This is a genomic window from Pseudomonas sp. DCB_AW (assembly GCF_026240895.1).
Taxonomy (GTDB): domain Bacteria; phylum Pseudomonadota; class Gammaproteobacteria; order Pseudomonadales; family Pseudomonadaceae; genus Aquipseudomonas; species Aquipseudomonas kermanshahensis.
In genome coordinates this window covers 12545-38347 of sequence record NZ_JAPFCE010000048.1, presented here as the reverse complement: position 1 = coordinate 38347, position 25803 = coordinate 12545, and the positions used below count along the sequence as shown (strand labels likewise).

The window sequence follows — 25803 nt, the reverse complement described above, 5'->3', positions numbered from 1 at the left end:
CCGCTCCCACAGGTACTGCACCGCATTCGAAATGGGTGAAGTACCTGTGGGAGCGGGTTTACCCGCGAAGAGGCCGGTGCAGGCAATCAGAGGTCGGCGTCCTCCACCACCCTCACCTTCTGCGCATCCAGCGCATAGGCCGCATCCGCCAGGTCGTTGCTGACCTTCTCCACCTTCAACGCCCCGCTAACCCACAGCGGCGTGTAGATGTCGTCGATTTTCAGCCCCTTCGGGTAGCGCACCAGCACCAACTGGTTCGGTGGCGGTGGCGGCACGTGGATGCAGGCGCCCGGGTACGGCACCAGGAAAAACAGCGTGCTGTTGCCCTTGGCATCGCTCTCCAGCGGCACCGGGTAACCGCCCAGGCGAATCTGCTTGCCGTTCATGGCGGCCACGGTCTTGGTCGAATACATCACCGCCGGCAATCCTTTGCTCTGCTTGAGGCCGCCCTTGTCGGTGAAGGTGCCCATGGCCTCCGGCGAGTTGTGGTCGATTTCGGGCATCTGCTCAAGGGCCTTCTGGTCCGACTTGGGCATCAGCTCCAGCCAGTCGGTTTCGGGCAGCTCGGCACGGGCCAGGGTGCTGGCCAGAAGCAAGGGGATGAGAAATAAGGCACGCATGAAAATGCTCGGCAACTCGGATGAATTGCCGAGCATTCTAAACAGTATTCAGCGTTTCTTGATTAATCCGTAGATCACCAGAAGGACGACGGCACCGACCAGCGCGCCGAAGAACCCTGCGGCCTGCCCCGCCTGATAAATGCCCAGTGCCTGGCCGCCGTAGGTGGCGAGCAAGGAGCCGGCAATACCCAGCAGGATGGTCATGATCCAGCCCATGCTGTCGTCGCCCGGCTTGATGAAGCGGGCCAGCAGGCCAACGATGAGGCCGATGAAGATGGTTCCAATGATGCCCATGGCAATCCCTCTGCAGTGAAGATGGAACAAGCCAAAGCCTAGACGGGCTTTGGCTTGTTGCCATGTTCAGAGGGCAAGCCGCTTGCAGAAGTTCGATTTACAGCCCGATCAGTTGCTGATCAGCGCCTCTACTTCGGCAATCTTGCGCTCGAGGGTGGCCATGTCCTGGCAACGCAGGGTGGCATGGCCAACCTTGCGCCCGACCTTGAAGGCCTTGCCATAGTGGTGCAGGTGGCAGTCTTCGATGGCAACCACTTTGTCCACCGCGGGTACTTCGCCGATGAAGTTGAGCATGGCGCTCTCACCGACCTTGGCAGTCGAGCCCAGCGGCAGGCCGGCAACGGCGCGCAGGTGGTTCTCGAACTGGCTGCACTCGGCGCCTTCGATGGTCCAGTGCCCGGAGTTGTGCACACGCGGGGCGATTTCGTTGGCCTTCAGGCCGCCGTCGACTTCGAAGAACTCGAACGCCATCACGCCGACATAGTCCAGCTGCTTCAGCACACGGCCGACGTAGTCTTCGGCCAGGCCTTGCAGCGGGTGCGCTTCGCTGGCCACCGACAGGCGCAGGATGCCGCTCTCGTGGGTGTTGTGCACCAGCGGATAGAAGCGGGTTTCGCCATCGCGGGCACGGACGGCCACCAGCGAGACTTCGCCGGTGAACGGCACGAAGCCTTCCAGCAGGCACGGCACGCTGCCCAGCTCGGCGAAGGTGTCGACCACGTCTTCAGCACTGCGCAGGACCTTCTGGCCCTTGCCGTCGTAGCCCAGTGTGCGGGTCTTGAGCACGGCTGGCAGGCCGATGCTGGCGACCGCGGCGTCCAGGTCTGCCTGGGAGAGGATGTCGGCGAAGGCCGGGGTCGGAATACCCAGGTCGCGGAACATGCTCTTCTCGAACAGGCGGTCGCGGGCAATACGCAGCGCTTCGGCGCTTGGGTAGACCGGGACGAACTGCGAGAGGAAGGCCACGGTTTCGGCCGGGACGCTTTCGAACTCGAAGGTCACCAGGTCGACTTCGTCGGCCAGCTGGCGCAGATGGTCCTGGTCACCGTAGTCGGCGCGCAGGTGCTCGCCCAGAGGGGCGGCGCAGGCATCTGCAGCCGGGTCGAGGAACGCGAAGTTCATGCCCAGCGGAGTACCCGCCAGGGCCAGCATGCGGCCGAGCTGGCCACCACCGATTACACCGATCTTCATGGAGTCAGCCTCAAGCCTGGCGCGGGTCTGGATTGTCCAGCACGGTGTCGGTCTGTTCCGTGCGGAACTGCTTGAGCGCCGCGTGGTACTGCGGGTACTTGGCGCCCAGGATGCTCGCCGACAGCAATGCAGCGTTGATCGCGCCCGCCCGGCCGATGGCCAGGGTCGCAACCGGAACGCCCGCCGGCATCTGCACGATCGACAGCAGCGAATCGACACCCGACAGCATCGACGACTGCACCGGCACGCCCAGCACCGGCAGGTGGGTCTTGGCGGCGCACATGCCTGGCAGGTGGGCTGCGCCACCGGCACCGGCGATGATCACCTCGATGCCACGGCCTTCGGCCTCTTCGGCATACTGGAACAGCAGATCCGGGGTGCGGTGGGCGGAAACCACCTTCACTTCGTAGGGAATGCCGAGTTTTTCCAGCATATCGGCGGTGTGGCTAAGGGTGGACCAATCGGACTTGGAGCCCATGATCACGCCAACCAGTGCACTCATCGTCGAGCCTCTTCGCTTGTGCGCCCTTGGGCGCGTCAAAAAACAACAAGCCACGCGGGACGACCGGCGTGGCTTGTTTGCTGATCAGGACCGGAGCTATCCGGTCTAAAGGCCGCGCAGTATACCGTAACCCTGGGCGATGCTGGCACCCCCGGCGACCAACTGTCGGCCTTATTTTTCGGGGCTTTGGCTGACTTTTGGGTCAACCGCCGCCGCCCCTTCCAGCTTGCGCCACAACAAGCGCACGTTGGCCTTGCGCACCAGGGCGCAGCGGTACAGGCGGATTTCCAGGGGCACGTGCCATTGGCTGCCACCGCAGATGGCCAGCTCACCCCGCTCCAGCTCGCCGCGCATCGACAGGCGGGGCACCCAGGCAATGCCCATGCCCTCCAGCGCCATGCTCTTGAGGCTGTCGGCCATGGCGGTTTCATAAACAGTGGTGTAGCGCAGGTTGCGCTGGCGCAGCAGCAGGTTCACCGAACGGCCGAGGAAGGCACCGGCGGTGTAGGCCAAAAGTGGCACGCTGCCCTCGCCTTCCAGGTCGAACAAGGGCTGGCCGTCGGCATCCACAGCACACACCGGCAACATTTCGGTGGTGCCCATGTGCAACGACGGGAAGATCTCGGCATCCATCTGCAGCGCGGCATCGGGGTCATAGAAGGCCAGCATCAGGTCGCAACCGCCTTCGCGCAGGGCATGCACCGCATCACCCACGTTGGTCGCCACCAGACGGGTGGCGATGTTCAACCCGTCGTTGCGCAACTGGGCCACCCAACGAGGGAAAAACCCCGACGCCAGGGAGTGCGCCGCCGCCACTTGGATAACCTCGCCCTGGCCACCTTCGAGGTGGTGCAAATGGCGCAGAATTTCGCTCAACTGGTCGACAACGGTGCGCGCCGTGACCAGAAACAGCTGCCCGGCCTCGGTCAGTTCAATCGGCGTGCGGGAACGATTCACCAGCTGCAGGCCCAAGGCTGCTTCGAGGCTGCGAATACGTCGACTGAAGGCCGGTTGAGTGACGAAACGCCGCTCTGCCGCTTGCGAAAAACTGCGCGTGGCAGCCAGGGCGCTGAAGTCTTCCAGCCATTTGCTTTCCAGGTTCACGAAGCACATCTCCCGGCGTGCACCAAAATGGAACACGCTCGAATGTCAATTGGCGTCACATGAAACACTATGCCGTTTGTGCATAGGTTAGCGTGCAACAGCATTGGCCGCAAAATCCTCTTCGGGCCTAGGATTAGCGCCATTCCGGCATGTGCCGGGTCAAATTCGAGATGATATACATCATGTCTGCCGCTGCATCGTTCCGCGTCGAAAAAGATCTGCTGGGTACCCTTGAAGTTCCTGCTGATGCCTACTACGGCATCCAGACCCTGCGCGCTGCCAACAACTTCCACCTCTCCGGTGTTCCGCTGTCGCACTACCCGAAACTGGTAGTGGGCCTGGCGATGGTCAAGCAGGCTGCTGCTGACGCCAACCGAGAGCTGGGGCACCTGAGCGATGCCAAGCACGCCGCCATCAGCGCCGCCTGCGGCCGGCTGATCAAAGGCGACTACCACGAGCAGTTCGTGGTGGACATGATTCAAGGCGGTGCTGGTACTTCTACCAACATGAACGCCAACGAAGTCATCGCCAACATCGCGCTGGAGGCCATGGGCCACCAGAAGGGTGAGTACCAGTACCTGCACCCGAACAACGACGTGAACATGGCGCAGTCGACCAACGACGCCTACCCGACTGCTATCCGTCTGGGTCTGCTGCTGGGTCATGACGCCCTGCTCGCCAGCCTCGACAGCCTGATCCAGGCCTTCGCCGCCAAAGGTAAAGAGTTCGACCACGTACTGAAGATGGGCCGTACCCAGCTGCAGGACGCCGTGCCGATGACCCTGGGCCAGGAATTCCGCGCCTTCGCCACCACCATGACCGAAGACCTCAACCGTCTGCGTTCGCTGGCGCCGGAGCTGCTGACCGAAATCAACCTGGGTGGTACTGCCATCGGTACCGGCATCAACGCCGACCCGGGCTACCAGATGCTCGCCGTACAGCGCCTGGCAACCATCAGCGGCCAGCCGCTGGTCCCGGCTGCCGACCTGATCGAAGCCACCTCCGACATGGGCGCCTTCGTGCTGTTCTCCGGCATGCTCAAGCGTACCGCGGTCAAGCTGTCGAAGATCTGCAACGACCTGCGCCTGCTGTCCAGCGGCCCGCGTACCGGCATCAACGAGATCAACCTGCCAGCGCGTCAGCCAGGCAGCTCGATCATGCCAGGCAAGGTCAACCCGGTTATCCCGGAAGCCGTCAACCAAGTGGCTTTCGCCATCATGGGCAACGACCTGGCCCTGACCGTCGCCGCCGAAGGTGGCCAGCTGCAGCTGAACGTGATGGAGCCGCTGATCGCCTACAAGATCTTCGACTCGATCCGCCTGCTCCAGCGCGCCATGGACATGCTGCGCGAGCACTGCATCGTCGGCATCACTGCCAACGAACAGCGCTGCCGTGAACTGGTCGAGCACTCGATCGGCCTGGTCACCGCCCTGAACCCTTACATCGGCTACGAAAACGCCACCCGTATCGCCCGTGTTGCCCTGGAAACAGGCCGCGGTGTGCTGGAACTGGTGCGCGAAGAGAAGCTGCTGGACGAAGAGATGCTCAACGACATCCTGCGCCCAGAAAACATGATCGCACCGCGTCTGGTTCCGCTGAAGGCGTAACCGACCGCTTCAACTGTCTCACCAGGTCGAGGGACTAGACACCTCTCAACCTTTCAAAGGCCCGAGCGCATGCATCGGGCCTTTTTTTTGCCTGCATGATCTGGCGCGGTTGCGCTGCCCCAGGTTTGCGGCACACAACTTGCTCCATAATGCATCCCAACCAACGGGATACCGAGCATGCTGCACAGCCACCTGACCACCCTCAACGCGGTTTCGCTGATCCTCAACGTCTTTCAGGCAGAGGGTTGCGAAGCTTCGGCCTTGCTCGCTGGCAGCGGCATCGGCCCGGCGGACCTGGGGCATGCAGACGCGCGCATCACCACCCAGCAAGAGCTGCAGGTGTGTGCCAATGCCGTCGCCCGGCGCGAAGACATCGGCCTGGAGCTGGGCCAGCGCATGCACGTGTCGTGCTATGGCATGCTCGGTTACGCCCTGCTCTCCAGTGCCACTTTGGGTGACGCCTTGCGCCTGGCGCTGCGCTTTCCGGCACTGCTGGGAACAGTCTTCCAACTGCGCCTGATCGACGACGGCCAGCGTGTCTGGCTCAGCGCCAGCGATTACCGCGACAGCCCGGCGCTGACCGCTTTCAATGCAGAGTTCTGCCTGGTCTCGCTGAAAGTGATTTGCGACGACTTGCTGGGCCGGCCCCTGCCACTGCTCGGCAGCCGCTTCGAGCATGCTCGGCCGGGATACCACAGCCTTTATACCCGTGCCTTCCAATGCCCGATCGGCTTCGCGGCCGAGGACAACGCGTTTGCCTTCGAGCGGCGCTGGCTGGATACGCCGCTACCGTTGGCCGACCCCATTACCCACAAAGCCATGAGCGAGCGCTGCCGGCGCCTGAACCTCGAGTTCACAGGGCGTCAGGCCTGGCTGGGCAAGATTCGCCAGCTGCTGGCCCAACAACTGGACGCAGCGCCCGGGCTTGAGGGTTTGGCGCGGCAGATGAACTGCTCATCGCGGACCCTGCGTCGGCACCTGCAGGCGCTGGGCAGCAGTTATCAACAGCTGCTCGATGAGCTGCGTTTCGAGCGGGCCAAGCAGTTGTTGGCCGATGAACAGATGCCGATCTACCGGATTGCCGAAACCTTGGGGTTCAGCGAAACGGCCAGCTTCCGCCATGCGTTCCAGCGCTGGAGTGGCGTGGCGCCCAGCCACTTTCGCGGTTGACCTGGGCGGGCCTCTTCGCGGGCAAGCCCGCTCCCACAGGATCTCCACAACTCTGGGATATTGTGGTGTACCTGTGGGAGCGGGCTTGCCCGCGAAAAGGCCGGCACATTAAACCCGGCCAGCGACCTTGGCCACATCGATCCCCTTTTGGCCGTTTGCGTCGTTCTCCGCTACCGGGCTGCCCCTGAAAATGGGCCCACGCCAGTCCAACCGGAGAACAACAATGCTGACGATCTATTCCGATGACCACCGCCTGCACCACGGCCGCTGCGAGCTGATCGACGGCAAGCTGATGCCCTGCTTCGAAATGCCTTCGCGCGCCGACCATGTGCTCGATCAAGTGAACAAGCGCCAGCTGGGCGACGTGAAGGCGCCGGACGACTTCGGCCGCGCGCCGCTGCTGCGCGTCCACAGCGCCGACTACCTGGACTTTTTTGAAGGCGCTTGGGCGCGCTGGGCCGCGTTGGGCCACGAAGGCGACCTGCTGCCTTTCACCTGGCCAGCCCGCACCCTGCGCCAGGTCAAACCCACCGGCCTGCATGGCGAGCTTGGCTACTACAGCTTCGACGCCGGTGCACCGATTACCGCCGGTACCTGGCAAGCCGCCTACAGCGCCGCCCAAGTCGCGCTCACGGCCCAGGCCGCCATCCAGCAAGGCGCCCATTCGGCGTTCGCCCTGTGCCGCCCACCGGGGCACCATGCCGCCGGCGAAGTGATGGGCGGTTACTGCTACCTGAACAACGCTGCCATCGCTGCCCAGGCCTTCCTGGACCAAGGCCGCGCCAAAGTCGCCATCCTCGACGTCGACTATCACCACGGCAACGGCACCCAAGACATCTTCTACAGCCGCAGCGATGTGTTCTTCGCCTCGATCCACGGCGACCCGCAGGACGAATTCCCGTTCTTCCTCGGCTATGCCGACGAAACGGGCGAAGGCGCAGGTGAAGGCTGCAACATCAACTACCCGTTGCCGGCCGGCAGTGACTGGGCCGCCTGGAGCGCAGCGCTGGAAGACGCGTGCCAGCGCATCGCTGCCTACGACGCCGATGTGCTGGTGATCTCGCTCGGGGTAGACACCTTCAAGGACGACCCAATCTCCCAGTTCAAGCTGGACAGCTCTGACTACCTGGAAATGGGCAAACGCATCGCCCAGCTCGGCAAGCCGACCCTGTTCGTGATGGAAGGCGGCTACGCTGTGGAAGAAATCGGCATCAATGCGGTCAATGTGCTGGAAGGTTTCCAGCGCGCCCAGCCAGGAGCCCGATAATGGCCCGACTCAAGCGTCTGCTCGCCCCGATCATCGCTGCCACCCTGTTCACCGGCGCCCTGCAGGCACAGGCCGAACAGCGCACCCTGCGGGTCTACAACTGGTTCGACTACATCACCCCGCAGACCTTGGTCGACTTTCAGAAAGACAGCGGCGTAAAGCTGATCTACGACATTTTCGACACCAACGAGGCACTGGAAGCCAAGCTGCTGACCGGCAACTCCGGGTATGACGTGGTGGTGCCGTCCAACGTGTTCCTTGCCAAGCAGATCGAGGCTGGCGTGTTCCAGCCACTGGACCGCAGCAAGCTGCCGAACTGGCAACACCTGGACCCGGCACTGATGAAGCTGATCGAGGCCAACGACCCCGGCAACAAGTTTGCCGTGCCCTACATGTACGGCACCGTGCTGATCGGCTTCAACCCGGCCAAGGTCAAGGCTGCGCTGGGTGAGAACGCGCCTGTGGACAGCTGGGACCTGATCTTCAAGGAAGAGAACATCGCCAAGCTCAAGCAGTGCGGCGTTGCCTTGCTCGATTCGCCCTCGGAGATCTTGCCACTGGCCCTGCAATACCTGGGCTTGCCGCCCAACAGCGACAAGCCGGCCGACTACAAGAAGGCCGAAGAGCTGCTGCTGAAGATTCGCCCGCACGTCACGTACTTCCATTCCTCCAAGTACATGGCCGACATCGCCAACGGCGACATCTGCGTGGCGGTGGGCTACAGCGGCAGCTTCTCGCAGGCCGCCAACCGGGCCCGCGATGCGAAGAATGGCGTGGTGGTCGACATGCGCCTGCCCAAGGAAGGTGCGCCGATCTGGTTCGATATGCTGGCCATTCCGAAAAACGCCGCCAACGCCGAAGACGCCCACACCTTCATCAACTACCTGCTGCGCCCGGAGGTGATTGCGCCGATCAGTGATTTTGTCGGCTATCCGAACCCGAACAAGGACGCCACCGAGAAGGTGAACCCGGCGATTCGCAATAACCCCAACCTTTACCCGACGGCGGAAGCAATGGCCAAGCTGTACACCCTCAAGCCGTTGCCACGCGACGCCGAGCGCGCGCGCACCAGGGCCTGGACGCGCATCAAGTCCGGCACCTAGATGGTATGTAGGCCACAGCCCACATCGCTGTAGGAGCAGCCTTGCGCTGCGAAGAGGCCAGTAAACCCAGCAGCATCTTCGCTGCCTTTACCGGCCTCTTCGCAGCACAAGGCTGCTCCTACCGGGGTATGGCTTGGCGCAAAGGGTGTCGATTGGGCCGCACAGCGGCCCCGTTCACTTTCGCCAGGCACTGCGCAATCGCATCAGTGCATTGGCGATGTCGCCTTCCGGCACAGCCGCAAACCCCAGCACCAACCCTGCCCGCTTATCCACAGGCACCTCGCTGTCATCCAACCAGTAACTACTCAGCGGATTCACCTCAACGCCAACCGCTTCAGCCTTAGCGACCAACGCTTGTTCCCGCGCAAAGTTATCCACATCCACCTTCACGTGGAGCCCCGCCGCCACTTCCGGCATGGCGCCCAAGCCTGGAACATCCACAGGCCAGCCCGCCTTGAGCACGTTGCGCCGGCTCAGCGCCGCCCGGCGCATACGCCGGATGTGCCGCTGGAAATGCCCCTGGGCCATGAACTCGGCCATCACGCACTGGCTACTGACCTCCGAATGCCGCATGGCCAACGCCCGCCCCTGGCTAAAGGCCTGCACCAGGCGCCCAGGCAGCACCAGGTAGCCCAGGCGTAGCGCGGGGAAGGCAATCTTGCCGAACGTGCCGATGTACAGTACCCGCCCCTGCCGGTCCAATGCCGCCAGCGGTGCCAATGGCGCACCGCTGTAGCGGTACTCGCCGTCGTAATCGTCTTCGATGATCCAGCCATCGCTACGCTCGGCCCAGGCCAGCAATGCCAGGCGCCGTGCCAGGCTCATGGTTACCCCGGTCGGGTACTGGTGGGCTGGCGTCACATAGGCCAGGCGGCAGTCCGCCAGTTGCATCAGCCGCTGGCAATCCATGCCCTCGTCATCCACTGGCACACCCATCACCCTGCCACCCGCCACGGCGAAGGTATGCCCGGCGGCCCGGTAGCCCGGGTTTTCCACAGCCACCCCCTCGCCAGGCTGCAACAGCAACTGTGCACAAAGGCTGATGGCCTGCTGTGCACCACTGGTGATCACAATTTGTTCAGCCGTGCACGATAAGCCCCGCGAACGGCGTAAGTAGGTGGCAATCAGCTCACGCAGCTGCAGCTCGCCTGCGGGTTCGCCGTAGCCCAGCTGCGCAGGGTCCGGGTTACGCCAGAAACCCGCTTGCAGCTTGGCCCAGACGTCAAACGGGAACAGATCGAAGGCCGGAATACCCACCCGGAATGCGCGCGGCGCGCCACTTCTGGGAGGCGGCAAATGGTTACTTTTCAGACGCTCCAAAGGCTCGCTGGTGCGCTCACAGCTGGATAAATCCTCAGTCTTTTCTGAGGAAAATGTGGATAAACCTGTTGATAACCCTAGGGATAACCCTGTGGACAGTTGTGTGGATAGTTTATCGAGCTGGGTGACATAGGTGCCGTCCCCCACCCGGCTCTCGATATACCCTTCGGCATACAACTGGTCGTAGGCACGCACCACACTGTTGCGCGACAGCGCGAGGATGGCTGCCAGGTCACGGCTGGCCGGTAACCGCGTACCGCTGCTCAGGCGCCCATCCAGCACCCGTGCACGCAAGGCCTGGTAAAGCTGCTGGCTGAGCCCTCGCTGGCGGTCCAGCACGATGCCAGCGGGGTCGAAGGGCAAGATGAGGGGGCGCTTGTTCACCGTATTGGACCTGTCAAATCAGTCATAAATGGATCTTACACAGAACCAATAGCCTGCCTAGGATGGAGCCATTCGACAAGGAACCCACCATGTACAACAGCAAGCCCCACCAGGAACACGACCTCGATCGCCTGCACCAGCACATGGCCGATACTCGCCTTGCCGTGCTTATCAGCCACGGCGAACACGGGCTGCTGGCCACCCACCTGCCGGTGTTGATCGACCCCGAGCAAGGCGAGTTCGGCACGGTCTACGCGCACTTGGCGCGGGCCAATGCTCAGTGGAAAGACCTGGAGCAAGGCACTGAAGCGCTGCTGGTGTTCCCCGGCGCTGACGCTTATGTCAGCCCCAGCTACTACCCCAGCAAGGCCGAGAACCCCAAGGTGGTACCGACCTGGAACTACCTGGCGGTGCACGCCTACGGCCCGGTTGAAGTGATCCACGAAGCCGCGCCCCTGCTGCAGATCGTCAGCCGCCTGACCGACCGTCACGAGCAGGGCCGCAGTGAACCCTGGAAGGTCTCCGACGCCCCCAGCGACTACCTCGACGGCATGCTGCGCGCCATTGTCGGCATACGCCTGCCGATCGCCCGCCTGCAAGGCGCCCGCAAGCTCAGCCAAAACCGTTCGGCCGAGGACATCGCAGGCGTGCGTGAAGGCCTGAGCGGCAGTGCCGACTACCCTGACAACCAACTGGCGGCGCACATGCGCCAACTCTGAAGGAAAAGCCCATGCCCAGCGTCACTCTGCGCCCCGTCAGCGCCAACGACCATGCAGCCTGGCTTGCCCTGTGGCAGGCTTACTTGCGCTTCTATGAGACCGAATTGGCCGAAGCGGTCAGCGCCAACACCTGGCAGCGCCTGCTCGACCCCAACGAGCCCACCCACTCGGCCCTGGCCTGGGTCGATGGCAAGGCCGTAGGAATGGTCAACTGGATCTATCATCGTTCCAACTGGAGCATCGAAAATTCGTGCTACCTGCAGGACCTTTATGTGGATAACACGCAGCGCGGCCTGGGCATCGGCCGCCAACTGATCGAGCATGTCTATGCCACTGCCAAGGCTGCCGGCTGCGCTAAGGTGCACTGGCTGACCCACGAGACCAACGCCACCGCCATCAGCCTGTACCAACAGGTCGCCGAGCGGCCGGGCTTCATTCAATTCCGCAAAGGGCTGTAGGCACGACATGACTGACGCACTGAACTGGAAACCCGCCACCGCGCCCACGGCAGCGCCCATCGAGGGCCACTTCATCCGCCTGGAAAAACTCGACCCGGCGCGCCACGGCGACGACCTCTGGGACGTACTGCAAGGCCCGAATGCCGACCCGGCCCTGTGGGATTACCTGCCCTATGGCCCATTCCCGGAACGCAGCGCCTTCGACCGCTGGCTGCAGGGCCATGCCGCCAGCACCGACCCGTTGTTCTATACCGTCATCGACCGCCCCACCGGCCAGGCTCAGGGCATTCTCAGCCTGATGTCGATCGTGCCCGAACATGGCCGCATCGAGATCGGCCACATCGCCTTCGGCGCCGCCATGCAGCGCACGCCCAAGGGCACCGAAGCGGTGTACCTGTTGGGCAAGCGGGCGTTCGAGCTGGGCAACCGCAGGCTTGAGTGGAAGTGCAACAACGCCAATGCCCGCTCCAAGCGCGCGGCAGAACGGTTTGGCTTTGTCTACGAAGGGGTTTTCCGCAAGCACCTGGTGGTCAAGGACCACAACCGCGACACCGCGTGGTACTCGATTACCGATGATGAATGGCCACAGGTGGCGGCAGGGTTCGAGCGCTGGTTGAGTGCCGACAACCAGCGCCCTGAGGGGCAAGCCAGGACGCTGGAAGCCTGCCGCAACGGGTGATCAGGCCAGGTTGGCCTTGAGCGCCGAAATGTGCTCCGGGCCAATACCACAGCAACCGCCGAGCAGGCTCGCGCCGCGTTGCCGCCAGTTGCTGGCCCAGCTCAGGTAGCCCGGTGGGTCGAGGTCTTCACGCAGCTCATCGAGGCCATCGTTGGCGGTGGCGTCCTTGGGCTGTGGCGGGAATGCATTGGCGTAGGCGCCGATGGCGATGTCCACGCCCAGGCGCTCGAAGGTCTCGCGCGCCACATCCAGCGCCGCGCCAATCACCTCAGGCTGGCTGCAGTTGAACAACAGCGTACTGACACCCAGCCCGGCAATCGCTTCGGCCGCGTCGGCGACCGTTTGTCCGGAACGCAGCCGCGGTACGTCGATATCACCTTCGTCCTGCAGCGTGAACGATACCCAGAACGGCCTGCCGTCCTGTGGCAATTGCGCGCCGATGGCCCGAACTTCTTCGATCGAGCTCTGGGTTTCTGCCAGCCACAGGTCCACGTAGGGCGACAGGCCGGCCAGCAGGGGGGTCAGCACTTCGGCGACGCGCTCGGGCTGATACAGGTCCGGGCGATAAGAGCCGAACAACGGCGGCAGCGAACCGGCAACGCGTACCGGCGCGGCAGCCGCATCGGCTGCAGCACGGGCCAATTGCCCCGCCGTTGCAGCCAATGTGCGCCCTTCCTGGGCAAACCGCTCTTCACCAATATGGAAGGGCACTACCGCATAGCTGTTGCTGGTGATGACCTGAGCCCCGGCCTCGATATACGCCGCATGCACCGCCAGCACCGCCTCAGGTGCTTCGCTCAAGGCCTGCGCTGACCACTCGGGCTGCCGAAACGGCGCACCACGACGCTGCAGCTCTCGCCCCATACCGCCATCCAGAATTACCAGCGATCGTTCGCCCATATGACTATCACTTATATGTTTATGAATAAAATTCATTAGTGTGCAACTTGTTATAACTATTAAATACCCAGCACCGATTGTCCAACAACTTTTTCAGGTACTTCCATGCGCTTGCTTACCTTGCTCGGCACCGGCCTCATCGCCCTGTGTGCCACCACTCAAGCCTTCGCAGGCGCCACGTTGGAGCGAGTGGAATCGCGCAAGGAAATGGTCAACGTGCTGATGGAAAGCTATCCGCCGTTCTCGTTCCTGAACGCGCAGAACCAGCTCGATGGTTTTGACGTGGATGTGGCCAAGGCCGTGGCCGAAAAACTGGGCGTCAAGCTGCGCCTGGAAACGCCGTCCTGGGATGTGATTGCCGCGGGCCGCTGGAGTGGCCGCTACGACCTTTGCATCTGCTCCATGACGCCAAGCAAGGCGCGCGCCGAGGTGTTTGATTTCCCGGTCGAGTACTATGCCTCGCCCGCCGTGATCGTGGTCAACGCCAAGGACGATCGCATTCATTCGGCCAAGGACCTGGATGGCCGCAAGGTCGGCTTGACCAGCGCATCCAGCTACGAGAGCTACCTGAACAAGAACCTGGTCATCGAAGGCAACGAAGACAAAAAAATCGATTACCCCTTCGAAATGGTGCAAATCGCCCCCTACGACACCGACAACGTCGCCTTCCAGGACCTGGGCCTGGGTGCCGGCGTGCGCCTGGACGCGATCCTGACCAACCTGGTCACCGCCCAGCCTCGCCTCGACCAGGACAAACGCTTCAAACTGGCCGGCGCGCCGCTTTATGAAGAACCCAACTCGGTGGCCATCGAAAAAGGCGACCCGGAGTGGGATGCCAAGCTGCGCCAAGTCTTCGCCGAGCTCAAGGCCGACGGTACCTTGGCCAAGCTGTCCCAGAAATGGATCGGCGCCGATATCAGTAAATGAGTGCTCATCAACCTGCCCCTCGCCCGACTGCCAAAGCCTCGGGCGCAGGACTGTTCGGATTCCGCACACGCCTATACCTGACCTGGGTTGGGCTGTTTGTGCTGTTTGCCGCGTTTTTCCTGAGCTTTGACCTCAAGTTTTCGATCATTGTCGAGAAATTCCCGTATCTGGCGGGGTTCAAGCTCGGGCCGAACGGCTTCTTGCAGGGCGCGGCGCTGACCCTGTTCCTGTGCGTGTGCTCCATCGTCGTTTCCGTGGCACTGGGCTTCGCTGCAGCGCTGGCACGCCTGTCGAGCAGCGCAGTGCTGCTGGGCATCGCCAGCTTCTACACGTCGTTCTTCCGTGGCACACCGCTCCTGATCCAGATCCTGCTGATCTACCTGGGCTTGCCGCAGCTCGGTGTGGTGCCTGGGGCCATCAGTGCCGGCATCATCGCCCTGTCGCTGAACTATGGCGCCTACCTCAGCGAAATCTTCCGAGCCGGCATTCTTGGCGTGGCCCCCGGGCAACGCCAGGCGGCGATGGCGCTAGGCCTCGGCCCTGCGCAGATCTTCTGGCACGTCACCCTGCCCCAGGCCATGCGCACCATCATCCCGCCAAGCGCCAACCAGTTCATTTCGATGCTCAAGGACTCGTCGCTGATTTCGGTAATGGGCGTGTGGGAAGTGATGTTCCTGGCCCAGTCCTATGGCCGTTCCAGCTACCGCTACCTGGAGATGCTGACGACCGCAGCGGTGATCTACTGGGTGCTGTCGATTTTGCTGGAACTGGTGCAGGCCAAGCTGGAGCGGCATTTTGGCAAGGGCTATCAGCACTGAAAGCCGGCGTCAGATGACCTGACGCTGGTGTCTGACCACGCCTACCTGAAGACCAAACGGGCGAAGTACGGCATTCATTGATTTGAGAGTAGGGTTGCCCTCGCCCCCCTCGATCTGGATAAGGGTGCGCAACGATACCTTGCACATGCGAGCAAACTGGGACTGTTGAAGCCCTGCCACCGTCACGCGCAAATGACGTACTGCCGTACCCATGTCCCACGTACCGTCGGCGATCCATTGCTGAACATCATCAATGACTTTGGCCCGTTGCTCGGGGGTTAAAATCTTATGTACCAATGTCATCTGCCTACATTCTGAAGGGAATACAGCGATTTTCGATCGGTCTTGATCTAGAAATGTGCATTAAAAAGCATAATTTCGGCAAAAAGCGAGCAAAATGTGCAATACAGTGCATAAAAGGGATTATCCCCAGTTGAGAAAGAATGGCTGCATTTGCTCGTCGGGGGATTGAGTAAAGGCGACTATGCGCCTAATGCCAGTGAATTAAGGCCAATGGGGCCGCTGCGATGGGCTGCACAGCAGCCCCAATTACAGCCGATGACGCTTAACTGACTGGCATTAACCATGCGCCAGTCTTTAGCTTTACAGGCGCGCGTATATCGGTGGCCCTGAATACAATCTCCAGGCATCCACAACCCCCATAAAAAAGGGGAGCATCCGCTCCCCAGAGGTAAACCGCTTTTTAGATAAAGGTTTTTATCAACCTTCGATCTCGATCAGGATCTCGCCCGGGGTCACGCGGTCGCCCTTGGCCACGTGGATGGCCACGACTTTGCCGGCGATCGCTGCCTGCACTTCGGTCTCCATCTTCATGGCTTCGGTGATCAGCACGGCTTGGCCGGCCTTGACCATGTCGCCTTCCTTGACCAGTACATCGACGATGTTGCCAGGCATGGTGGTGCTGACATGGCCGGGGTCGGTGGCCTGCTTGCGCTTGCTGCCGCCGCCGCCGACGAACTCGTTGAGCGGCTCGAACACCACTTCTTCCGGCATGCCGTCGATCGACAGGTAGAAGTGACGCTTGCCCTCTGCCTTGACGCCCACACCGGTGATGTCCACACGGTAGGTTTCGCCGTGCACGTCGATGACGAACTCGGTCGGCACGCCTTCGCCGCCAGGTGCGGCAATGGCGCCGGCTTCCGGGATCGGCAACAGGGCTTCTGGGGTCAGGGTGCCGGCTTCACGCTCTTCGAGGAACTTGCGGCCGATGTCGGGGAACATGGCGAAGGTCAGCACGTCTTCTTCGCAACGCGCCAGGGCGCCGATGTCGTTACGCAGCTTGGTCATTTCTGGCTTGAGCAGGTCGGCCGGGCGCACGTCGATCACTTCTTCGCTGCCAATGGCCTGGCGGCGCAGTTGCTCGTTGACCACGCCCGGGGCCTTGCCGTAACCGCCTTGCAGGTACAGCTTCACCTCGTTGGTGATGGTTTTGTAGCGCTCGCCGGCCAGCACGTTGAAGAACGCCTGGGTACCGACGATCTGCGAAGTCGGGGTCACCAGCGGAGGGAAGCCGAGGTCTTCACGCACCCGCGGGATTTCCGCCAGCACTTCGTTCATGCGGTTGAGGGCGCCCTGCTCCTTGAGCTGGTTGGCCAGGTTGGAAATCATGCCGCCCGGCACCTGGTTGACCTGCACGCGGGTGTCCACCGCGGTGAACTCGCTTTCGAACTGGTGGTACTTCTTGCGCACGGCGTAGAAGTACAGGCCGATTTCCTGCAGCAGCTCCAGGTCCAGGCCTGTGTCGAACTCGCTGCCCTTGAGCGCCGCGACCATCGACTCGGTGCCTGGGTGGCTGGTGCCCCAGGCGAAGCTGGAGATTGCGGTGTCGATGTGGTCGGCACCGTTTTCCACGGCCTTGAGCTGGCACATGGCAGCCAGGCCGGCGGTGTCGTGGGAGTGGATGAACACCGGCAGCGACTGCTCGGCCTTCAGTGCCTTGACCAGCTCGCCCGTGGCAAACGGGGTCAGCAGGCCGGCCATGTCCTTGATCGCCACCGAGTCGCAACCCATGGCTTCCATCTGCTTGGCCTGGTTCACGAAGGCTTCGATGGTGTGCACCGGGCTGGTGGTGTAGGCGATGGTGCCCTGGGCGTGCTTGCCGGCGGCCTTGACCGCTTCGATGGCCACGCGCAGGTTACGCACATCGTTCATGGCGTCGAAGATGCGGAACACATCGATGCCGTTCACGGCAGCCTTGGCGACAAAGGCTTTGACCACGTCATCGCTGTAGTGGCGGTAGCCCAGCAGGTTCTGGCCGCGCAGCAGCATTTGCAGGCGGGTGTTGGGCAGCGCGGCGCGCAGCTTGCGCAGGCGCTCCCACGGGTCTTCCTTGAGGAAGCGCACACAGGCGTCGAAAGTGGCACCGCCCCAGACTTCCAGCGACCAGTAGCCGACTTTGTCGAGCTTTTCGCAGATCGGCAGCATGTCTTCGGTACGCATGCGGGTGGCCAGCAGGGACTGGTGGGCGTCGCGCAGGATCGTGTCGGTTACGTGGATTTTCTTGGACATTATTAGGTTCCTCACAGGCCTGCGTGGGCGGCGATGGCGGCGGCGATGGCCAGGGCCAGCTCTTCGGGTTTGCGCTTGATCGAGTAGTTGGTCAGTTCAGGGTGGCTTTCGACGAAGCTGGTGTTGAACTGGCCGCTACGGAATTCCGGGTTGCGCAGGATTTCCTGGTAATACGCCGCGGTGGTTTTCACCCCTTGCACGCGCATGTCGTCCAGGGCCCGCAGGCCGCGGTCCATGGCTTCTTCCCAGGTCAATGCCCAGACCACCAGTTTCAGGCACATGGAGTCGTAGAACGGCGGAATGGTGTAGCCGGTGTAGATGGCCGTGTCGGTGCGCACGCCTGGGCCGCCGGGTGCGTAGTAACGGGTGATCTTGCCAAAGCTGGGCAGGAAGTTGTTTTTCGGGTCTTCGGCGTTGATCCGGAACTGCAGCGCGTAGCCGCGGTGCTGGATGTCTTCCTGCTTGACCGACAGCGGCAGGCCCGACGCGATGCGGATCTGCTCACGCACGATGTCGATGCCGGTGATTTCCTCGGTGATGGTGTGCTCCACCTGCACCCGGGTGTTCATTTCCATGAAGTACACCTCGCCATCGGCGAGCAAGAACTCCACGGTACCGGCGTTTTCGTAATTCACAGCCTTGGCTGCACGCACCGCCAGGTCGCCGATGTAGGCACGCTGCTCGGGGGTGAGCTGTGGGCTTGGGGCGATCTCGATAAGCTTCTGGTTGCGGCGCTGGATGGAACAGTCGCGCTCGAACAGGTGCACCACGTTGCCGAAGCTGTCACCGAGAATCTGCGCCTCGATGTGCTTGGGGTTGACGATGCACTTTTCCAGAAACACTTCCGCCGAACCGAAGGCCTTGGTAGCCTCGGAAATCACCCGGGGGAAGTTCTGCTCCAGCTCTTCACGGCTGTTGCAACGGCGAATACCGCGGCCGCCACCGCCGGAGGTGGCCTTGAGCATCACCGGGTAACCGATGCGGTCACCTTCGCTCAGGGCTTCATGGATATCGGCAACGTTGCCTTCGGTGCCCGGTGTGACCGGGACGCCGGCCTTGATCATGGTGCGGCGCGCTTCGGTCTTGTCGCCCATGCGGCGAATGACTTCGGCAGCCGGGCCGATGAACTTGATCCCGCGCTCGGCGCAGATCTCTGCCAGTTCAGCGTTTTCCGACAGGAAACCGTAACCCGGGTGCAGGGCATCACAACCGGTTTCGACAGCGAGGTTCACCAGCTTGCGCGGGTTCAGGTACCCGGCCAGCGGCTCGGCACCGATGCTGTGGGCCTCGTCAGCGCGCTTCACATGCAGCGCATGACGGTCGGCGTCGGAATAGATCGCTACCGAGCGAATGCCCATCTCGGCGCAGGCACGCACGATCCGAACTGCGATTTCACCTCGGTTGGCGATCAGGATTTTTTTTATCACTGGAGTCTTCCCAAAGCCGTAGGAACAGTCGAGCCGGTTCTACCGGTCGGCGCGTGACCAGACGTTGCTGGCCAGTCGCACATTCACCCTAGCGCTGTAGGTCGATAAACAAAAATCAATATTTGTTAGGGGCAGTATTAGCAAAAGCTTATAGTGCCGTAACAAGGTTTTGCCGGAGCCTGGATAAAAATGCGTAAGTCCTTGATGCGTATGACTTTACGTCAGTTACAGATCTTCAACGAAGTGTGCGATCTGCGCTCGTACAGCCGCGCGGCCGAGGAGATGGCGCTCACGCAACCCGCCGTTAGTCTACAGATCCGCCAGCTTGAAGAACTGATCGGCCAGCCGCTGTTCGAGTACGTCGGCAAGAAGCTCTACCTGACTGAAGCGGCCGAAGCGCTGCAGCGCGCCAGCCGCGACATCTTCGGCCGGCTAGAAAGCCTCGACATGCAACTGTCGGACATGCAGGGCTCACTGCAAGGGCAGCTGAAGCTGGCGATCGAGTCCAGTGCCAAGTACTTCGTGCCACACCTGTTCGCCGCCTTCAAGCAACGACACCCGGAGGTCAACCTGACGCTCACGGTGGTCAACCGCGCCCAGGCGATCCGGCGCCTTTCGGACAACCGTGACGACCTGATCATCATGTCCATGGTGCCGCAGGACATGGGCCTGGAGTTTCTGCCGTTCTTGAACAACCCGATCGTCGCCGTGGCACCGCCGGACCATCCACTGTGCAAGCTCGAGCACCTGCGCCTGCAAGACCTTGAGCCTCATACCCTGCTGGTCCGCGAACAAGGCTCGGGCACCCGCAAGGCGTGCGAGGAGTACTTCAAGGACAAGCGCGTGCACTTCACCCAGACCCTCGAAGTGGCCTCGGCCGATGCCCAGCGCGAGTGTGTGATCGCAGGTTTGGGCATCGCCCTGCTGACCCGCCATGCGTTGAACATGGAGCTGGCCACGGGGGTGCTGAAAGAATTGCCGGTGGAGGAACTGCCGCTGTACCGAAGCTGGTGCGTGGTACAGGCCAAGGCCAAGCGGCAGTCACCGGTGGCCCTGGCATTTTTAGCGTTCATCCGCAGCGAACGCGTGCTTATCAGCGCAATTGTGGAGCGTTTTTCGGGGAAGTCGCTGCCGACGCCTGCCACACCGTGAGTGCTTGTAGCTCAGGGTAGTCGGCCAAGTCACGAAGCAATTGACGCTGGTCGCAGTAGCTTTCGATCGCGCGGCGATACTCCATGCGGCGCTGATCCTTTTCCTGCTGCTTGCGAGCCTTGGCGTTGGGTTGGTACGTACCGTCGAAGTCACGAGCCATTGCCTGTCTCCCAGTTAGGATGCGGGAGTTTCAGACTGGCGCTGGCGGTTTACGGTTTTGCGGTGGGGAGGTTACAAAACCATGAATTTTCGCGGGCTTCATCGCCGGGCCTTGCGCCCGCTGTAGGAGCAGCCTTGTGCTGCGAAGAGGCCAGTGATAGCAGCGAAGATTCATGGCGTTTTCACCGGCCTCTTCGCAGCGCAAGGCTGCTGCTACAAAGGGCCGTGCAGATGATCGCGAGGGTCAGTCGTCGGTAGCCTTGATCGACTTGGGCGACAACCGCAGGCTGCGCAAACTGCGCTTCACGCTCTTGAGGTGGTTGACCAGGCTCGGCCCACGCGCCATGGCAACGCCCATGGCCAGCACATCGATCACCACCAGGTGCGCGATACGGGAGGTCAGCGGGGTATAGATCTCGGTGTCTTCATGCACGTCGATCGCCAAGTTGACGGTGGAAAGCTCCGCCAACGGGGTTGCGCTCGGGCATAGGGTGATCAGGTTGGCGCCACTTTCACGCACCAGGTTGGCGGTGATCAGCAGGTCTTTGGAACGGCCCGACTGGGAAATGCACACCGCTACATCGCCTGGCTTCAAGGTGACCGCCGACATGGCCTGCATGTGCGGGTCGGAATAGGCGGCGGCACTGAGCAGCAGGCGGAAGAATTTGTGCTGGGCATCGGCAGCCACCGCGCCGGACGCGCCAAAACCGTAGAACTCCACACGCTGCGCCTGCGCCATCGCGCTCACGGCCTGCTGCAGCGCCTGCGGGTCGAGGTGCTCGCGCACTTCCATCAGCGTGTGCAAGGTAGTGTCGAAGATCTTCAGGCTGTAATCGGCGACCGAATCATCTTCATGGATCGCGAACTGGCCAAAACTGGCCCCGGCGGCCAGGCTCTGCGCCAGCTTCAACTTGAGGTCCTGGAAACCTGAACAGCCAATCGCCCGGCAGAAACGCACGATGGTCGGTTCACTGATACCCACGTTGTGCGCCAAGTCGGCCATCGAGCTGTGCATGACGGCAGCCGGGTCTAGCAGCACGTGGTCGGCCACTTTCAGTTCCGATTTGCGCAGCAGGTGGCGCGATTGGGCGATATGTTGCAACAGATTCACGGGCTGGACTCGGTTATGATCGGCTGGCCGGGATGTAGCTTTCTTGTAGTTATACTACATGGGCGCCAACCCGCCCAGTTAAACGAACGTGGAGAGTGGTGGTTTGACTATTCCTTGCGACATTCTGGTCTTCGGTGGTACCGGCGATCTGGCCCTGCACAAACTGCTTCCAGCGCTCTATCACCTGTTTCGCGAGGCTCGCCTGAACAACGCCGTGCGGATCATCGCCCTGGCGCGGCGCAACCTGCCACGTAACGATTACTTGAAGCTCGCCGAGCGCCACTGCCGGGCGCAGATTGCCCGTAATGACTTCGACGAGGAGGTCTGGCAGCGGTTCTCCGCCCGGCTCGACTACTTCGCCATGGACGCTGCGCAAAGCGCCGACTTCGGCCGCCTGGCACGCTACCTCGGCGAGCCCGGCGGGCTGACGCGGATCTTCTACCTGGCGACCGCCCCCAACCTGTTCGTGCCCATCGCCAACCACCTGCGCATCGCCGGCCTGGCAGACCCCGAGGCCCGTATCGTGCTGGAAAAACCGATCGGCCATTCACACGCGTCCGCCACGGCCATCAATGAAGCGATTGGCGCGGTGTTCGAGGAAGCTCAGGTGTTCCGCATCGACCACTACCTGGGCAAGGAGACCGTGCAGAACCTGATGGCCCTGCGTTTCGCCAACGCCCTGCTGGAGCCGGTCTGGCGCAACAGCCAGGTGGACCATGTGCAGATCAGCGTCTGCGAAACCCTGGGTGTAGAGAACCGCGGCGGCTACTACGACCGCGCTGGCGCGACCCGCGACATGCTGCAAAACCACCTGCTGCAGTTGCTGTGCCTGGTGGCCATGGAGCCGCCGGCGCAGTTCGAGGCCGAGGCGGTGCGGGACGAGAAAGTGAAGATTCTACGTGCCCTGAAGCCGATCACCGGCCAGGACGTACAGGACACCACCGTACGCGGCCAGTATGGCGCCGGGCGCATTGGCGGGCAGGAAGTGCCGGCGTACTACTTCGAAAAAGACGTGGACAACGACAGCGACACCGAGACCTTCGTTGCCGTGCAGGCCCACATCGACAACTGGCGCTGGGCCGGCGTGCCCTTTTACCTGCGCACCGGCAAACGCATGGCGCGGCGCTCGTCGCAGATCGTCATCCAGTTCAAGCCAGTGCCCCACGAGCTGTTCAACGGCGGCCAGGTCAACCAGTTGCTGATCCAGCTGCAGCCTGAAGAACGTATCAGCTTGCGCATGATGACCAAGAGCCCTGGCAAGGGCATGCGCCTGGAGCCGGTCGACCTGGACCTGAACCTGGCTCAGGTATTTGGCCAGACGCGCCGCTGGGACGCCTATGAACGGCTGTTGCTGGACATTTTGGAGGGTGATTCGACGCTGTTCATGCGCCGCGATGAGGTCGAAGCGGCCTGGGCCTGGATCGACCCGATCATCAAGGGCTGGGAGGAGCACTTCCAGGCCCCACGCCCCTACGCGGCTGGCAGTAACGGGCCTGAGCAGGCCAACAGCCTGCTGGCACACCAGGGCAGGCATTGGCACAGCTGAACTGTTTCTGGCTGCGATGATGTTCGTGGGTGCATGACCCTGTGCTCACGCGGCACTTCGTCGCGCAACTTCGGAGAACAGAAACATGACCCTCGACACCAAAGGCTGGGTTGCCCAAATGGACAACATGCCTGGCGCTACCGCATTTCGCGTATCCGGCAGCGTCATGGTTGGCCACCCCGGTATCCACCCGACCCTGAGCCTGCGCAAGATGCAAGACAAGTCCTTCGCGCTGGCACTTGAATTGACGCTCGAAACCGACCAAGGCATTTATCCACAGGTGGTCACGCAAAAGCCGGTGAGCTTCAACATGCCAGGCGACCACAGCAACATCCCCAAGGTAGACATCTTTCACGATGGCGCCCTGATCACCAGCATCAGCGAGATCATGGTGACCTACTGAGCACCCGGCCTGGCTTTAAGGCAGGCCCTTGCTCGAGCGCTCGGATGAACGGTGGGCCTGCAGGGTGAACATTTATACAGTAGACGTTTGCCCCATCCCTTGCCTCGCCCTAGAATGGCCCGATGCGCACAGATGACCTCTCCCTCCTGCTGAACTCCCTCAATGACGCCCAACGCCAGGCCGTAGCCGCCTCGCTCGGGCGTCAACTGGTGCTTGCCGGCGCCGGTTCCGGTAAAACCCGCGTGCTGGTGCACCGCATCGCCTGGCTGATCCAGGTCGAGCAGGCCTCGCCGCACTCGATCTTGTCGGTGACCTTCACCAACAAGGCCGCGGCAGAAATGCGCCAGCGGATCGAGCAGTTGCTGGGGATAAACCCGGCGGGCATGTGGGTGGGCACGTTCCACGGCCTGGCCCATCGTCTGCTGCGCGCGCACTGGCAGGAAGCCCGGCTGGTGCAGAACTTCCAGATTCTCGACAGCGATGACCAGCAGCGCCTGGTCAAGCGGGTGATGCGCGAACTTGGCCTCGATGAGCAGAAGTGGCCAGCACGCCAGGCGCAGTGGTTCATCAACGGGCAGAAAGACGAAGGCCTGCGCCCGCAGCATATCCAGCCCGGCGGTGACCTGTTCCTGTCGACCATGCGCGACGTCTACACCGCCTACGAACAGGCCTGTGAGCGCGCCGGGGTCATCGACTTCTCCGAGCTGCTGCTGCGTGCCCTGGACCTGTGGCGCGATCACCCTGGCCTGCTGGAGCATTACCAGCGGCGCTTCCGCCATGTGCTGGTGGACGAGTTCCAGGACACCAACGCCGTGCAGTACGCCTGGTTGCGCCTGCTTGCGCGCGGTGGCGACAGCCTGATGGCGGTGGGTGACGACGACCAGTCAATTTACGGCTGGCGCGGCGCCAAGATCGAAAACATTCACCAGTACACAGCCGACTTCCCCGACGCCGAGATGATCCGCCTGGAGCAGAACTACCGCTCCACCGGCGGCATCCTCAAGGCAGCCAACGCCTTGATCGCCAACAACAGCGGGCGCCTGGGCAAAGAGCTGTGGACCGACATGGGCGAAGGCGAACCGCTGACCCTGTACGCGGCCTACAACGAACACGATGAAGCGCGCTACGTGGTGGAAACCATCGAGAGCCTGATCAAGCAAGGCAATGCGCGCAACGAAATCGCCATTCTGTACCGCTCCAACGCCCAGTCGCGGGTACTGGAAGAAGCCCTGCTGCGCGAACGCATTCCGTACCGCATCTACGGCGGCCAGCGCTTCTTCGAACGTGCCGAAATCAAGAACGCCATGGCCTACCTGCGCCTGCTCGAAGGCCGTGGAAACGATGCAGCGCTGGAGCGGGTCATCAACGTGCCACCGCGCGGTATCGGCGAAAAAACCGTTGAAGCCATCCGCGACCACGCCCGCCACAGCCAGCTGTCGATGTGGGAGGCGATGTGCCAATTGATCGCGGCCAAAGCCCTCAAGGGCCGCGCCGCCAGCGCCCTGGGGGCGTTCATCGAGTTGATCGAGGGCTTGGCCGCCAAAGTTGTGGAGATGCCACTGCATACCATGACCCAGGTCACCATCGAACAGTCCGGCCTGATCCTCTATCACCAGGAAGAAAAGGGTGAAAAGGGCCAGGCACGGGTAGAAAACCTTGAGGAACTGGTCAGCGCCGCGCGCAACTTCGAGTCCAGCGACGAAGACGCCGACCTCTCGCCGCTCTCCGCCTTCCTTGGCCACGCGTCGCTCGAAGCGGGCGATACCCAGGCCGACGAGCATGAAGACAGCATTCAGCTGATGACCTTGCACAGCGCCAAAGGCCTGGAATTCCCCTACGTGTTCCTGGTGGGCATGGAAGAAGGCCTGTTCCCGCACAAGATGAGCCTGGAAGAGCCTGGCCGCCTTGAAGAGGAACGTCGCCTGGCCTACGTGGGCATTACCCGCGCCATGCGCCAGCTGGTCATGACCTACGCCGAGACACGTCGCTTGTATGGCAGCGAGACCTACAACAAGGTGTCGCGTTTCGTACGCGAGATTCCGGCAGGCCTGGTCCAGGAAGTGCGCCTGTCCAACAGCGTCAGCCGCCCGTTCGGCGGGGCGAAGGCCACCACCAGCAACCTGTTCGCCAATGCCAACATTCCGCAGACCGCCTTCAATCTCGGGCAGCGGGTGCAGCATGCGGTGTTCGGCGAAGGGGTTATCCTCAACTTCGAAGGCTCTGGCGCCCAGGCACGTGTGCAGGTGAATTTTGCCGAAGGCAGCAAGTGGCTGATGCTGGGGTACGCCAAGCTCGAGGCGGTGTAGGCACCGCCTTGTAACATTCAGGCAAAAGCTCGAAACATTATGTCGCTGGTCATGTGCCCGGGAACCTGTGCACCATGACGCGCGTGCAATCCACAACAGGGGATATC

At 62.2% G+C, this 25803-nt stretch carries 25 protein-coding genes; 13 read left to right on the top strand and 12 right to left on the bottom strand.

Features of this window, described 5'->3' with window-relative positions; genetic code table 11:
- Positions 1 to 86: 86 nt before the first annotated feature.
- From OO306_RS21055 to OO306_RS21035, 5 genes are all read right to left on the bottom strand, one after another.
- On the bottom strand, positions 87 to 656 hold the full coding sequence (locus OO306_RS21055; protein WP_085272156.1) for a DUF3299 domain-containing protein: 570 nt from the start codon (positions 654 to 656) through the stop codon (positions 87 to 89).
- 12 nt (positions 657 to 668) lie between these two features.
- On the bottom strand, positions 669 to 914 hold the full coding sequence (locus tag OO306_RS21050) for a GlsB/YeaQ/YmgE family stress response membrane protein (protein WP_027592121.1): 246 nt from the start codon (positions 912 to 914) through the stop codon (positions 669 to 671).
- Between the two features lie 108 nt (positions 915 to 1022).
- Entirely contained in the window at positions 1023 to 2105 is a 1083-nt protein-coding gene (locus OO306_RS21045) for a 5-(carboxyamino)imidazole ribonucleotide synthase (protein WP_099430817.1), read from the bottom strand.
- A gap of 10 nt (positions 2106 to 2115) precedes the next feature.
- Positions 2116 to 2607 carry a 5-(carboxyamino)imidazole ribonucleotide mutase gene (purE, locus tag OO306_RS21040; RefSeq protein WP_016489856.1) on the bottom strand — a complete coding sequence of 164 codons (492 nt, stop codon included), beginning with the start codon at positions 2605 to 2607 and terminating at the stop codon, positions 2116 to 2118.
- A gap of 171 nt (positions 2608 to 2778) precedes the next feature.
- A complete protein-coding gene (locus tag OO306_RS21035) occupies positions 2779 to 3711 on the bottom strand; it encodes a LysR substrate-binding domain-containing protein (protein WP_172960396.1) in 933 nt (310 codons plus the stop codon).
- Positions 3712 to 3893: 182 nt separating this feature from the next.
- On the opposite strand from OO306_RS21035, the gene aspA reads away from it, so the two are divergent.
- The 4 genes from aspA to OO306_RS21015 all read left to right on the top strand — a co-directional run bounded on the left by aspA (position 3894) and on the right by OO306_RS21015 (position 8858).
- Positions 3894 to 5318, top strand: coding sequence for an aspartate ammonia-lyase (gene aspA, locus OO306_RS21030; protein ID WP_027592118.1), 1425 nt, complete (start codon positions 3894 to 3896; stop codon positions 5316 to 5318).
- A gap of 177 nt (positions 5319 to 5495) precedes the next feature.
- Positions 5496 to 6488 (top strand): AraC family transcriptional regulator, encoded by a 993-nt coding sequence (locus tag OO306_RS21025; protein ID WP_099430818.1) that lies wholly within the window; start codon positions 5496 to 5498, stop codon positions 6486 to 6488.
- A gap of 223 nt (positions 6489 to 6711) precedes the next feature.
- Positions 6712 to 7755 carry a histone deacetylase family protein gene (locus OO306_RS21020; protein ID WP_265969816.1) on the top strand — a complete coding sequence of 348 codons (1044 nt, stop codon included), beginning with the start codon at positions 6712 to 6714 and terminating at the stop codon, positions 7753 to 7755.
- Positions 7755 to 8858 carry an extracellular solute-binding protein gene (locus tag OO306_RS21015; RefSeq protein WP_099430820.1) on the top strand — a complete coding sequence of 368 codons (1104 nt, stop codon included), beginning with the start codon at positions 7755 to 7757 and terminating at the stop codon, positions 8856 to 8858. Before OO306_RS21020 ends, OO306_RS21015 begins: the two co-directional genes overlap by 1 nt.
- A gap of 174 nt (positions 8859 to 9032) precedes the next feature.
- Here OO306_RS21015 and OO306_RS21010 read toward each other — a convergent pair whose 3' ends face one another.
- Positions 9033 to 10562, bottom strand: a complete 1530-nt coding sequence (locus OO306_RS21010; protein WP_099455738.1) for a PLP-dependent aminotransferase family protein — start codon at positions 10560 to 10562, stop codon at positions 9033 to 9035.
- Between the two features lie 89 nt (positions 10563 to 10651).
- Between OO306_RS21010 and OO306_RS21005 the strand changes: the two genes are divergently transcribed.
- Genes OO306_RS21005 through OO306_RS20995 form a run of 3 tightly spaced genes read left to right on the top strand, consistent with a single transcriptional unit; the run spans position 10652 to position 12418 of the window.
- On the top strand, positions 10652 to 11281 hold the full coding sequence (locus tag OO306_RS21005) for an FMN-binding negative transcriptional regulator (RefSeq protein ID WP_265969815.1): 630 nt from the start codon (positions 10652 to 10654) through the stop codon (positions 11279 to 11281).
- An 11-nt stretch (positions 11282 to 11292) separates the two neighbouring features.
- Positions 11293 to 11739, top strand: a complete 447-nt coding sequence (locus OO306_RS21000; protein WP_186679352.1) for a GNAT family N-acetyltransferase — start codon at positions 11293 to 11295, stop codon at positions 11737 to 11739.
- Positions 11740 to 11746: 7 nt separating this feature from the next.
- Positions 11747 to 12418: a GNAT family N-acetyltransferase gene (locus OO306_RS20995; RefSeq protein WP_265969814.1), complete on the top strand. Its 672-nt coding sequence runs from the start codon at positions 11747 to 11749 to the stop codon at positions 12416 to 12418.
- Here the strand turns inward: OO306_RS20995 and OO306_RS20990 are convergent, their stop codons facing one another.
- The gene (locus tag OO306_RS20990; protein WP_265969813.1) at positions 12419 to 13318 is read right to left on the bottom strand and encodes a homocysteine S-methyltransferase family protein; all 900 of its coding nucleotides are present in this window, start codon (positions 13316 to 13318) and stop codon (positions 12419 to 12421) included.
- 105 nt (positions 13319 to 13423) lie between these two features.
- Here OO306_RS20990 and OO306_RS20985 point away from each other — a divergent pair, with 105 nt between their 5' ends.
- A complete protein-coding gene (locus OO306_RS20985) occupies positions 13424 to 14245 on the top strand; it encodes an ABC transporter substrate-binding protein (protein ID WP_265969812.1) in 822 nt (273 codons plus the stop codon).
- Positions 14242 to 15063 carry an amino acid ABC transporter permease gene (locus OO306_RS20980; RefSeq protein WP_027592108.1) on the top strand — a complete coding sequence of 274 codons (822 nt, stop codon included), beginning with the start codon at positions 14242 to 14244 and terminating at the stop codon, positions 15061 to 15063. The genes OO306_RS20985 and OO306_RS20980 overlap by 4 nt, the downstream gene beginning before the upstream one ends.
- A 9-nt stretch (positions 15064 to 15072) precedes the next feature.
- Here OO306_RS20980 and OO306_RS20975 read toward each other — a convergent pair whose 3' ends face one another.
- The 3 genes from OO306_RS20975 to OO306_RS20965 all read right to left on the bottom strand — a co-directional run bounded on the left by OO306_RS20975 (position 15073) and on the right by OO306_RS20965 (position 19019).
- Positions 15073 to 15366 carry a helix-turn-helix transcriptional regulator gene (locus tag OO306_RS20975; RefSeq protein WP_265969811.1) on the bottom strand — a complete coding sequence of 98 codons (294 nt, stop codon included), beginning with the start codon at positions 15364 to 15366 and terminating at the stop codon, positions 15073 to 15075.
- Positions 15367 to 15783: 417 nt separating this feature from the next.
- Positions 15784 to 17592 carry a sodium-extruding oxaloacetate decarboxylase subunit alpha gene (gene oadA, locus OO306_RS20970; protein ID WP_027592105.1) on the bottom strand — a complete coding sequence of 603 codons (1809 nt, stop codon included), beginning with the start codon at positions 17590 to 17592 and terminating at the stop codon, positions 15784 to 15786.
- An 11-nt stretch (positions 17593 to 17603) separates the two neighbouring features.
- Positions 17604 to 19019 carry an acetyl-CoA carboxylase biotin carboxylase subunit gene (locus tag OO306_RS20965; RefSeq protein WP_027592104.1) on the bottom strand — a complete coding sequence of 472 codons (1416 nt, stop codon included), beginning with the start codon at positions 19017 to 19019 and terminating at the stop codon, positions 17604 to 17606.
- Positions 19020 to 19208: 189 nt separating this feature from the next.
- Here OO306_RS20965 and OO306_RS20960 point away from each other — a divergent pair, with 189 nt between their 5' ends.
- On the top strand, positions 19209 to 20171 hold the full coding sequence (locus tag OO306_RS20960) for a LysR family transcriptional regulator (RefSeq protein ID WP_027592103.1): 963 nt from the start codon (positions 19209 to 19211) through the stop codon (positions 20169 to 20171).
- On the opposite strand, the gene OO306_RS20955 is transcribed toward OO306_RS20960, so the two are convergent.
- Positions 20113 to 20331 (bottom strand): PA3496 family putative envelope integrity protein, encoded by a 219-nt coding sequence (locus OO306_RS20955; RefSeq protein ID WP_081717438.1) that lies wholly within the window; start codon positions 20329 to 20331, stop codon positions 20113 to 20115. The genes OO306_RS20960 and OO306_RS20955 overlap by 59 nt on opposite strands.
- A gap of 243 nt (positions 20332 to 20574) precedes the next feature.
- Positions 20575 to 21441: a transcriptional regulator HexR gene (hexR, locus tag OO306_RS20950; protein ID WP_027592102.1), complete on the bottom strand. Its 867-nt coding sequence runs from the start codon at positions 21439 to 21441 to the stop codon at positions 20575 to 20577.
- A 103-nt stretch (positions 21442 to 21544) separates the two neighbouring features.
- On the opposite strand from hexR, the gene zwf reads away from it, so the two are divergent.
- From zwf to uvrD, 3 genes are all read left to right on the top strand, one after another.
- On the top strand, positions 21545 to 22987 hold the full coding sequence (gene zwf / locus OO306_RS20945; RefSeq protein ID WP_027592101.1) for a glucose-6-phosphate dehydrogenase: 1443 nt from the start codon (positions 21545 to 21547) through the stop codon (positions 22985 to 22987).
- A gap of 85 nt (positions 22988 to 23072) precedes the next feature.
- Entirely contained in the window at positions 23073 to 23390 is a 318-nt protein-coding gene (locus OO306_RS20940; protein WP_186679338.1) for a hypothetical protein, read from the top strand.
- A 122-nt stretch (positions 23391 to 23512) separates the two neighbouring features.
- Positions 23513 to 25696 (top strand): DNA helicase II, encoded by a 2184-nt coding sequence (gene uvrD / locus OO306_RS20935; RefSeq protein WP_265969810.1) that lies wholly within the window; start codon positions 23513 to 23515, stop codon positions 25694 to 25696.
- The last annotated feature ends 107 nt before the right edge of the window (positions 25697 to 25803 follow it).